Genomic DNA, 11,666 nt, shown 5'->3' on the forward strand with positions numbered 1-11,666 from the left:
GGCTGCCTCGCGCCCTTCGATCACGCCTCCGGCGTGACTCAGGACAGGCAGGGACCAACCTTCGCTAAAGCTACGGCTGACAAGCAGGGTTTCACAGAGGAAGTCCAGGCGAGGGAAGGTGTTCCCGATCTACCCTGTGTTACCCTGCCTGCCCTGAGCTTAGTCGAAGGGCCGAAGGGTGTCCTCAGTGTCTAGTGAATCACATTCTGAAGTGAGTGACAAACGGGTGGTGAAAAAAGGTTGAGTTCTTTAAATTTTGATCTGAAAATCAGGCACTGATTTTCAGATAGGGAGACAAAAGTTGAAAATCTACAGCGATATTGATGCCGCCTATGATCCGTTGGATGGCTGTGTTCTGGCAGTGGGTAACTTTGACGGCGTCCACAGGGGGCACCAACTGATCTTCAATACCGCTGTCAGGCGAGCGCGGGATGAGGGGCTAAAGGCGGTACTCCTTACCTTTTCCAGGCATCCCGCTTCGGTCATCAGGCCGGATGAAACTCCCGAGTCGCTCATGACGGTCCGCGACAGGCTGCTTATCGCTGAGAGCTTTGGTTTCGATACAGCCTTTATCCTCGATTTCGATCCACAGATGGCGACTCTGTCCCCCGGAAAGTTTGTGGAGGATGTTCTTGTGAACCGATTGGGGATAAGGGCGGTGGTCGCCGGAGAGAACTGGCGTTTCGGCCATCGTCGAGAAGGTGATATGCCCATGCTGAGTTCCCTTGGGATTCTGCAGGGTTTTGAAGTCGATGCGGTGGACCCCTTTATGGTGGATGATCTTCCGGTGAGCAGCACCCGGATCCGTGGAGCCCTTTCCGCTGGTGATGTTGCTGCGGCCAGGACGCTTCTGGGAAGACCCCACTTTGTCCGCGGTACGGTTGTGAGCGGTGAAGGCAGGGGACGAAACCTGGGTTTTCCCACCGTCAACCTTGACTGTCACCAGATCCTGGTTCCTGAAGAAGGGGTCTATGCCGGAGGCTACCAAACGGCTGGCAGTTCCGGGGAGGTGGGCTCGGGCAGTGAAAAGTTCGGCAAGGCCACAGAGCGTATAATGGGGCCGGCTGCCATAAGCATTGGTTCTTCGCCCACATTCGAGAAAGGTTCCTTTTCTGTGGAAGCCCACCTCATCGGCTGGGAGGAAGATCTTTACGGTGGTACTGTTACCATCGCTTTTTATGACAGGCTGCGGGAGCAGCGTTCCTATAGCAGTGCGGGTGACCTTGTGGACCAGATAGCTCTTGATGTGGAAAAGTCCAGGGATCTGTACAGTATCCATGAGCTTGATGAGATACCGCTTTGAACTGTATGGGAAAGAATGAGGGAGAGGGAAAGCTTTGGTCCTGGACCTTGACTTTGAGAAGGATGAAGGATGAAGGAAGGACAGGTGATTTTAATCTCACCTTCCTCCTTCCTTATTCCTCCTCCGGTTGTTTTGACCAGGACTAAGACGAAGACTTGGATCTCGACCATGACCTAGTTTCGTTTCCTTGAGGAGAAAGGGTGCCGGGAAAGGTTAAAGATATACTTATCATCGCCGCGGCAGTGATCCTTTCCATCATGGCCTATGCCGGGACCCTGACCCATGACCTCGTTTGGGACGACGTGACGGTCCTAAAGTATGTAGATCACATTGTCCAGGAGGGGGGCCTGCCGGCCCTGGTGACTTCCCAGTTCGCGACCCACATCAAAGATGGCTACGTATCCGGATACTACAGGCCTGTATGCGTCGTGAGTCTGTGGTTCGATTCCATGCTAACCGGTTACTTCCCATATATTTACCACCTGACGAATATCGTCCTCCATGCCCTTAATACGCTTCTGGTCTTTTTCCTGCTGCGGCTGCTAAACGTCCGGGTCGCCGCTGCTGTAGGGGCGATGATATTTGCAGTCCATCCGGTCCACTCGGGATCGGTGTCCTTTGTATCGGGACGCACCGATCTGTGGGCTGCCTTTTTTGTTCTCCTGGCGGTCGTCATGTGGGTCAGGGAGCGAAAGGGCTTTTCCACAACCCCTTCCTTCGACCGGTTCATGAGCTTCTCCGCGTTTTTCATGGCCTGCCTTTCCAAGGAGGTTGCGTTCATGCTCCCTGCCGTTCTTCTGGTATGGGAGGCGGCGACTCCCGGATTAAGGCCAACCGGGCCGTCCGGATGGTGGCTCCGGAACCGTCGATGGATCCTCGGCTGGGCGGCTGTGATTGCCTGTGTTCTGGCATTACGGTTCCAGGTGTTCGGGGCTGAACTGGGACTGATCCAGTCCAGAGCGGGACAGGTCGGACCCGGTGAAAGTGCTTTCAGCCTGCCCCTCATCGGACAGATGCTGTTTATGTATCTGCGACTCCTCGTTCTTCCCTGGCCCCTCAAGATCTTCTACGGTCCCGCTGAACTGCAGATAACTGTGTCAGTTGTCCTGGGAGTAGCTTTGTTCCTGTCGCTGGCCCTGTTCAATTTCTGGCGAGGTGGAAAGAGCAGCACGGTCCAGGGTGTGGTGTGGGTCGTTCTTTTTCTCGTACCGGTTCTCGCGGTAGATGCAAGGGGCGGAGCTCTTCTGGCAGAAAGGTTTCTCTATCTTCCTTCGGTGGGGTTCTGTTTGCTGGCAGGTGCCCTGGCAGCGGGACTGGCTGAGAACCGCAAGGTCTTCATTGCCAGCATCGGACTCCTGGTTGCCCTGATGATGATTGGCTCGGTGAAGCAGGGCGAAGTCTGGAGGAACGAGATTTCACTGTTCGGCGAGTTCGTAAGAACTGCCCCTATGGTGCCCGGTGGTCATTACAACCTGGGGAACGCCTATTCTGACCGGGGTATGCAGCTCGATGCAATAAAGGCCTACCAGCGGGTAGTCGAAATTGACCCCAACCATTTCCAGGCCTGGTTTAATATGGGCAATGCCTTTTCTGGCTTGGTACGCTATGATGAGGCGGTCGAAACCTATCGTCAGGTGCTGAGGATCAAACCGGATTTTATCCCCGGTTATGTCAACCTTGGTATCCTTCTCATGGAAAAGGGAGAGTTTGGGAAGTCCGTTGCGGTCTTCAGGGCGGGGCTGCAGGTTGATCCCGGTGATTTCAGGTTGCATGTGGGGCTGACCCTGGCGTATCTGAAAGCGGGGGACCGGCAGGCGGCCATTGATCACCAACATATGCTCGAAAAAGAGGATCGGGCCCTGGCTGAGATCATTAAAAATTCTCTTCTGAAGGGCGATGGAGAGAATTGAAAAGCGAGTCAAACAGCGGATCTCTTGGTGAACAACCCGTCACAAACAAGAGCCTGTTGGAGAATCTTGCCAGGTTCCGGGTACAGTTTTTCGGAAGAGGTTCACGGAAGGCTGTCAGCGTCCCTTTCGGCAAATGTGCACAGGCAACGTGGATAGCCTTGACAAAAAGCCTTCCGGCAAATAGCCTATGCGCAACAATAAAAGCGGATCTGGCCGTAGAGGAGTAAAGAGATATGGCAACAGCGCGTTTGGGCGAGATGCTTGTCAAAGCCAAGATAATTTCCGAAGATCAGCTGAAACAGGCTCTGGAGGAGCAGAGCAAGTCAGGGGGCAGGCTGGGCTATAACCTGGCTAAACTGAACATCCTCGAAGAGACGGAGATCGTCTCTTTCCTGAGTAAACAGTACGGAGTCCCGTCCATCAACCTGGTAGAGTTCGAGATCGATAAGGGGATCATCAAACTGATTCCTGGCAAAACCGCCAAAAAGTACCAGCTTGTCCCCATAAGCCGAACAGGGGGAACCCTGACCCTGGCAATGGCCGACCCCACCAACGTTTTTGCCCTGGACGACATCAAGTTTATGACCGGCTACAATGTGGAGCCTGTGGTGGCCTCCGAAACCGCCATCGAGGAAACCATCGCCAAATACTACGAGGGTGGCGGACTGGGCAGCTCTGGGAATATCTCCGCCGGCGACTATTCCCTGGATGATATGGAAACAGGCGGTTTCGAAGGAGAGATGGAAGTAGGGGACATGATAGACGTGGATGAGTTTGACGACCTCGTCCAGACTGCGGCCGACGATGTGGAGGTCATTGATGATATGGATGACGACCCCCTCAGCATGGAGGTGGACGCTCCCATCGTCAAGCTCGTCAACGGTATCCTTATCCGGGCCTACAAACTGAAGGTGAGCGATGTTCATGTCGAGCCCTACGAGAAGGTTATGCGTATCAGGTATCGGCTGGACGGTGTCTGTAAAACTGTAATGAACCTGCCCCTGAAGATCCGTAATGCGGTCATTTCCCGCATCAAGATCATGTCCAGCCTGGACATCGCCGAACGGCGCCTTCCCCAGGACGGGCGGATCAAGATGAAACTGGGCAGAAGGGCCGAGATCGATTTTCGCGTGTCAGTCCTCCCCACCCTGTTTGGTGAGAAGATCGTTCTGAGGCTCCTGGACAAGGCCAACCTCCAGCTGGATATGACGAAACTGGGTTTCGAGCAGCAGGCCCTTGCAAACTTCCAGGAAGCGATCCACAAACCCTTCGGGATGGTTCTGGTGACAGGTCCCACGGGAAGCGGCAAGACAACCACTCTGTATTCCGCCCTTGCGGAGCTGAACACCGACGACGTCAATATCATGACTGCTGAGGACCCGGTGGAGTTCAACCTCATGGGCATCAACCAGGTTCAGATGCACGACGAGATAGGACTCAACTTTGCTGCCTCCCTGCGCTCCTTCCTGAGGCAGGACCCGGACATCATTCTTGTGGGGGAGATCCGGGACTACGAGACGGCCGAGATCGGGATCAAAGCCGCTCTCACCGGACACATGGTACTTTCCACCCTTCATACCAACGATGCGCCGGCTACCATTAACAGGCTCCTCAACATGGGGGTGGAACCTTTTCTGGTTGCATCTGCTGTGATCATGGTTGTAGCCCAGCGCCTTGCGCGGTGCGTGTGTGAGAGCTGTAAGGAGGTTGTTGAAGTCCCCATCAAGGCTCTTCTTGACGTAGGATTCAAGGATGATGAGGCTTCGGGTATCACGGTTTACAAAGGTGCAGGGTGCAGCACTTGCGGCGGCACCGGGTACAAGGGACGAATTGCTCTCTACGAGGTCATGGTGGTCAACGACCATGTCAAGGAGATCATCCTCCAGGGCGGTACGACTTTTGAGATCAAGGAAGCGGCCATCCAGGGGGGCATGAAATCCCTTCGTATGAGTGGTCTGGAAAAGATCAAGGAAGGCATGACTACCATAGAGGAGATCCTCCGCGTGACCTTCGGGGACTGATCCCGATTTTTTAATGCGATGGTTTTTACCACGGAGTTGATGGAGACAGGCGGAGAAAAACTTCGATCTGGGGAAGGCATGGTTTCTGCAGATTGTGATGAGAGCCAGCTCACTCTATTTGGTTCCCTCCGTATCCGAAGCCTGTCACGCCAGCGGCGTGATGTCTCCAGTAAGTCACATTCTTGACGTGACGAACGAGTGGTGAAAAAGAATTGAGACCTTTTGCAGCGTTACTGGTTTTTCAGGCATGCTGCAAATATGGGGAGAAACTAATCCATGGACGAACCCACCACCAACGGCACCGAGGCGATTGACGATTCGCAAAAATCACCGGGTATCCACCAGCTCCTGAAATTCATGGTGGATAACGGGGCCAGCGATCTGCACATCACGCCGGGTACACCCCCGCAGCTCAGGATCGACGGCGCTCTCCGGCCTCTGAACGTTCCAACCCTCACTCCGCCCGAGACCAAAAAGATAGCCTACAGTCTACTTACCGATGCCCAGAAACACATTTTCGAGGAAGAAAAGGAGCTGGATTTTTCCTTCGGCGTTAAAGGGCTGTCTCGTTTTAGGGCCAACGTTTTCCAGACGAGGGGTTCCGTGGGGGCTGCCATCAGGACGATCCCCTTCGAGATCCTCACCTTTGAAAGTTTGAAACTGCCCAAGGTTGTGGCGGACCTGAACAAAAGGCCCAAAGGACTTATCCTTGTCACCGGCCCCACCGGGAGCGGAAAGTCCACGACCCTGGCGGCCATGATCGATAGTATCAACCGAACGAGGCACGAGCACATCATTACCATTGAAGATCCTATCGAATTCCTTCACCCCCACAAGAGCTGTGTGGTCAACCAGCGCGAGGTGGGGGCGGACACCTCCACCTTCAAGCGCGCTCTGAAATCCATCCTTCGCCAGGACCCTGATATCGTTCTCATCGGGGAGATGAGGGACCTCGAGACCATCGAAGCGGCTCTCTCCGTTGCCGAGACAGGGCACCTTGTCTTCGGGACACTTCACACAAACAACTGTGTCCAGACGATCAACAGGATCCTGGACGTTTTTCCGCCCTACCAGCAGCCGCAGATCAGGGCCCAGCTTTCCTTTGTCCTTGAGGGGGTCCTGTCCCAGACCCTGATCCCCAAGAAGGGCGGCGGACGATGCCTTGCCCTGGAGATCATGGTTCCCAATGCGGCAATCCGCAACCTCATCCGTGAGGACAAGGTGCACCAGATCTACTCCAGCATGCAGGTGGGGCAGAGCAAATACGGGATGCAGACCATGAATCAGTCCCTCCTGGATCTGCACCTCAAGGGGACAATCCCTATAGAAGAGGTGCTTGGCAGGACGACCAATCTCGAGGAGATGAGACAGATGTTGACCCAGGCAGGGATCAATATTGTATGATAAGAAGAGAGGTCAATCGGATGTCCAGCGATGAAGTTAACCTGGTGGTGAACTGGGAGGAGACCCATGCCTGAGTTCAATTGGGAAGCCACAAGCAGTACCGGAGACAAGAAAAAAGGCACCATGGAGGCTGCCAGTGCGGAAGCCATACACGCTGCTCTTCGCAGGCAGGGTCTGAACCCAACCAAGGTCAAGGCCAAACCCAAAGAGATCAAGATCAGCATTCCCGGGTTCTCGGATAAGGTAAAGGACAGGGACATCGTCATCTTTACCCGGCAGTTCGCCACCATGATCGACGCCGGGCTGCCCCTGGTCCAGTGTCTTGAGATTCTTTCCAGCCAGGCCGATAACAAGACCCTGGGCAAGACCCTGGAAACGGTTCAGAACGATGTCGAGGCCGGTGCCGCTTACGCCGAGGCCCTGGGAAAACATCCAAAAGTGTTTGATGAACTGTACGTCAATATGGTGGCCGCCGGCGAGACAGGCGGTATCCTGGACACGATCCTGAACCGGCTGGCCGCTTATATGGAAAAGGCCATGAAGCTGAAGAAGAAGGTCAAATCGGCCATGGTCTACCCCATCACCATCCTGACCGTCGCGGTGGGGGTCATTGCCATCCTCATGATCTTCGTTATTCCCAAGTTCGCCGATATGTTTACCGGCATGGGTGGCGAGCTGCCAGCGATCACGCAAATGGTCATCGACATGAGCAACTTTGCGGCCAGCTACAAGATACTCTTCATCATCGGGGGTTTTTTCGCATTCAGTTTCCTTTTCAGAACCTACTACGCCACAGATAATGGCAAGAGGAGGATGGACGGGATCTTCCTCAGGATGCCAGTTATGGGACCCCTTATCCGAAAGGTGTCAGTTGCAAAGTTCACGCGAACCCTGGGAACCATGCTGTCCTCCGGAGTCCCCCTGTTGGATGCCCTGGAGATCTGCGCCAAAACAGCAGGCAATAAAGTTGTGGAAGAGGCTGTTTTCAGCACCAGGACAAGCATCAGCGAGGGTAAGACCATCGCTGATCCTCTCGAGGAAACGGGGGTTTTTCCTCCCATGGTCGTGCAGATGATAAGCGTAGGAGAGGCTACCGGTGCGCTGGACGCTATGCTTAACAAGATCGCGGATTTTTATGATGACGAAGTGGATACGGCGGTAGAGGCCCTCACCTCTCTCATGGAACCTGTGATGATGGTATTTTTGGGCGGCGCCATCGGGTTTGTGGTCATCGCCATGTACCTGCCTATCTTCAAGATGGCCACCCTCGGGTAGCCGGATCTATGTTACCGGCTTCCGGGAGCCACCGTCCCCGAGCCACACTGGAACTTCCACTTTTTCTGAAGATCCTCATGATCTTCAGGGTGTCCACCGTCACTGTGCTGCTGAGTGTGACGGTGCTCATCCAGCTAAAGGGGAGCCAGGTTCTTTTCTTCGCTCCCCTCTTCACCATCTATCTGATCATCATCGCGGTCTACCTCCTGACCATCTTTTTCGCCACCATTTTCAACCAGGTCAGGAACCTGCCCCTCTTCGCTGTTTACCAGGTCGGGACCGACCTTTTCCTTTACACGCTCATTGTGTTCTTTACCGGAGGACACAGCAGTCCATTCCCCTTCCTCTATCTCTTTGCCATCCTCTGGGCCGCGCTGTCCCTGAGGGGAGGCGGTTACTGGACAGCATCCTTCTCTGCCATCCTCTACGGCGGCATTGTAGACCTTCAGTATTACCGGATCCTCATGCCGCCCTACAGCAGAGAGCTGACAGATATTCTCCTGGTGAACCCGTGGGATATTATCGGCAGGATATTCCTCCATATTGTCGCCTTTTACGCTGTGGCTTTCCTGGGACACCAGATCGGATACCGTTACCGCTCAGCCAGGGAAGAGCTCAGCGAGAAGACGGTGGATCTGGAAAAGCTTCAGTCCCTGAGCGACGTTGTTTTCGAGAGTATGACCAGCGGGATCGTTGTTCTTGATGAAAAGGGAATCATCCGCTCCATGAACTCAGCTTCGGCCCGGATGCTCGGGTTGGAGTGGCCGTCGGCAAAAGGTTTGACGACCTCCCAGATTTTTCATGGCATTCCCATGGAAACTCTCCTGGAAAAGGCCCCCTACAGTGGGCTTAACAGATGGGAGGGTTCCTTTACCGAAGAGGGCGGGCAGGATCGGATTCTTGGCCTCTCCATCTCACCCCTCCAGGAACCTGAGCTTGGATATGTGGTGATCTTCACGGACCTTACCGAGCTGAGGAAGATGGAAGACAAACTTCAAATCACAGAGAAGTTGTCGGCCGTAGGGCGGATGGCGGCAAGTATTGCCCACGAAATACGAAACCCCCTTGCTTCCATGAGCGGTTCCATCCAGATGCTGAAAAAGGACCTTGATCTGGACGGTGAAGATCTCAAGCTCATGAATATTATCCTGAAGGAGACAGAAAGACTCAACGTCCTGTTGGGGGACTTTCTTGCCTATGCCCGCCCGCCCGCCCCTCATTTCGAGGATGTAGATCTGCGCGAGATCATCGAGGACGCGGTGAGGCTCCTCCGTAACACCGCTTTGGAGTCTGAACTCAACCTCTTAACCATGCTGCCGGAGGAAAGGGCCATCCTCTCCGTTGATATGTCCCAGATACACCAGATCATCATGAACCTGGTGAAAAATTCCGCCGAGGCTATCGGCGGAAAAGGTGATATTGTCATTTCCCTCACCAGGTCTGGCAATAACCCTGAAGGGGACAGCATCCTCGCCGTGTCAGATAAGGGTCCCGGTATTCCAAAGGAGATCCTGCCCAGGATCTTCGAGCCGTTCATCACCTCCAAAGTAAGCGGTACAGGGCTGGGACTTGCCATCGTTTACCAGTTGGTGCAGATTCATAAAGGAACTGTGGAAATCCATTCGGAAGAGGGGCAGGGGACGACGGTATCCGTTCGCCTGGCTCCCTGGAGGGTTCGATGAAAGGCAGCAAAAAGGGACGGATCATGGTCGTGGATGACGAGCGGTCCATGAGGGAGATGCTTGAGATCTTTCTGGGCAGGGAGGGGTATGAGGTGGCGGGGTATTCCCTGGCTGGTGATGCCCTCGCTTGCCTTGTTGAGGACCAGGGTTTCGATCTTATTATCACCGATATCAACATGCCGGGACTCACCGGTCTGGATCTCCTGAAGTCTGTCAGCCAGTTGGAAAAGGATATCCCTGTCCTCATGATAACCGCGTACGGTTCTCCTGATTCGGCCGTTGAAGCCATGAAGCTCGGCGCGGTTGACTATATTACCAAGCCGTTCCGCATAGAGGAGATCAAGGCCCGCATCAGCGCCGCCGTGGAGCGCAGGAAACTGGCTGTGGAGAACGTTGAACTCCACCGTCTTCTCGATCAGCAGTTCGGGTTCGAGAACATTGTGGGTAAGAGTACGGGGATACAGAGGATATTTGAGATAATCCGCAGGGTCGGCCCCATGGACAGCACGGTGGTTGTCTCCGGTGACAGCGGAACGGGTAAAGAGCTCATAGCGAGGGCGCTTCATCACCACGCCGGGGGAAGGAAGGGGCCCTTCGTCTCGGTGAACTGCGGCGCCCTGGTGGAGACTCTTCTGGAGAGCGAACTGTTCGGCCATCGTAAAGGTTCCTTTACAGGAGCCGATTCCGACAGGCGCGGCCTGTTCGAGACCGCAACGGGAGGGACTCTGTTTTTAGACGAGATCACGGAGACCTCCACCAGCCTCCAGGTAAAGCTGCTTCGAGCAATTCAGGAGCGGGAGGTGGTCCCTGTGGGCGGCACAACGCCCGTCAATGTTGATGTAAGGATCATTGTAGCCACGAACCGTGATCTTGCCGGGGAGGTTGAGGCTGGCAGGTTTCGGGAGGACCTTTACTACAGGATCAACGTTATCCACATTCAGATCCCGCCCTTAAAGGAGCGCAGCGGAGATATTCCCCTGCTCGTGGAGCATTTCCTGGGTCGTCTGGGGGATCGCCAGGGAAGGACCTTTACCTCAGTCACACCCGAAACCATGAAGCGCCTCGTGGAGTACAGCTACCCCGGGAACGTGCGGGAACTGGAAAACATCGTGGAAAGGGCTGTTGCCCTGGGGGAAGGTGATTCCTTCACAATGGACCTTCTTCCAGATGAAGTGCTGCGGGCGCAGGCCAGCAGGAGCTACCCCGAAGTGCCGCTGGGGGAAGGGCAGGACCTCGATTCTCTTCTGGAAGATTACGAGAGACGGCTCATTGAATCAGCGATCGATCAGACAGGGGGGAACAGGACAAAGGCCGCTGAGGTCCTTGGAGTATCTTTCCGGTCCCTGCGCTACCGTCTCAAGAAATACGGTTGGGCCGATGAAGAGACGTAAGAGGACACCTTGCTGACACTTTTTGTCACCCGAAAAGCCCGGTTTCAATTGCCGGGCTTTTCTTTAATCGAAAAAAATTACATAATTACAGTGGTTTACAGTTGGTAAAGAAATTATTGGCATTTTTTTCGATTTGGCACGGCCTATGCAAAATACCGGGACAAGAAAACATTTAACCAACAAACCCTTGAAAATGGAGGAGAAAAAAATGTTAATGAAAATGAGAAGTACCCAAAAAGGTTTCACCCTGATCGAGCTGATGATCGTTGTGGCGATCATCGGCATCCTGGCGGCTATCGCCATCCCTAACTTCCTTGACCTGAAGGACAAGGCGATCTTCGGTACTGCCAAGGCCAACGTGGACGTCCTGCGCTCGGTGCTGGCCTCCTACGCTGCCGATTCCCCCACCAACAGGTATCCGACCGCACTCACTTACGCTGACCTCAGTACGCCGGGAGGACTCCTCCCTGAGGCGAACCTTCCCACCCAACTCACGGACGCCAAGTGGACTACCTTCTCTTATACCAGTCCTAACGGTACGAGCTTCAATATCGTAGTGACGGCGAACAACAGGGCCCCGGATCTGATTTACGGATCCCCCTCGGGCATTACGCCCAATGCCTATCCCCACTAATCACCTTCGGGTAGCGTGAGAGTAAATTGAAGGAAGGCGGCGGTCT

General features: G+C 54.5%; 8 protein-coding genes. All 8 read left to right on the top strand.

Going from position 1 to position 11,666, the window contains the following annotated elements:
• Positions 1-301 precede the first annotated feature (301 nt).
• Complete coding sequence (locus P1S59_04630) at positions 302-1,303, top strand: bifunctional riboflavin kinase/FAD synthetase (GenBank protein ID MDF1525538.1); 1,002 nt, start codon at positions 302-304, stop codon at positions 1,301-1,303.
• Between the two features lie 200 nt (positions 1,304-1,503).
• Positions 1,504-3,213, top strand: coding sequence for a tetratricopeptide repeat protein (locus tag P1S59_04635; protein MDF1525539.1), 1,710 nt, complete (start codon positions 1,504-1,506; stop codon positions 3,211-3,213).
• Positions 3,214-3,446: 233 nt separating this feature from the next.
• Positions 3,447-5,234: a type IV-A pilus assembly ATPase PilB gene (gene pilB / locus P1S59_04640; GenBank protein MDF1525540.1), complete on the top strand. Its 1,788-nt coding sequence runs from the start codon at positions 3,447-3,449 to the stop codon at positions 5,232-5,234.
• Between the two features lie 276 nt (positions 5,235-5,510).
• On the top strand, positions 5,511-6,638 hold the full coding sequence (locus P1S59_04645) for a type IV pilus twitching motility protein PilT (protein MDF1525541.1): 1,128 nt from the start codon (positions 5,511-5,513) through the stop codon (positions 6,636-6,638).
• A 66-nt stretch (positions 6,639-6,704) separates the two neighbouring features.
• A complete protein-coding gene (locus P1S59_04650) occupies positions 6,705-7,913 on the top strand; it encodes a type II secretion system F family protein (GenBank protein MDF1525542.1) in 1,209 nt (402 codons plus the stop codon).
• Positions 7,914-7,921: 8 nt separating this feature from the next.
• Positions 7,922-9,595 (top strand): ATP-binding protein, encoded by a 1,674-nt coding sequence (locus P1S59_04655; GenBank protein ID MDF1525543.1) that lies wholly within the window; start codon positions 7,922-7,924, stop codon positions 9,593-9,595.
• Positions 9,592-10,986, top strand: a complete 1,395-nt coding sequence (locus tag P1S59_04660) for a sigma-54 dependent transcriptional regulator (GenBank protein MDF1525544.1) — start codon at positions 9,592-9,594, stop codon at positions 10,984-10,986. The genes P1S59_04655 and P1S59_04660 overlap by 4 nt, the downstream gene beginning before the upstream one ends.
• Before the next feature lie 214 nt (positions 10,987-11,200).
• Positions 11,201-11,620: a type II secretion system protein gene (locus tag P1S59_04665; GenBank protein MDF1525545.1), complete on the top strand. Its 420-nt coding sequence runs from the start codon at positions 11,201-11,203 to the stop codon at positions 11,618-11,620.
• Positions 11,621-11,666: the final 46 nt, after the last annotated feature.

This window comes from bacterium (assembly GCA_029210965.1).
GTDB lineage: Bacteria > BMS3Abin14 > BMS3Abin14 > BMS3Abin14 > BMS3Abin14 > JALHUC01.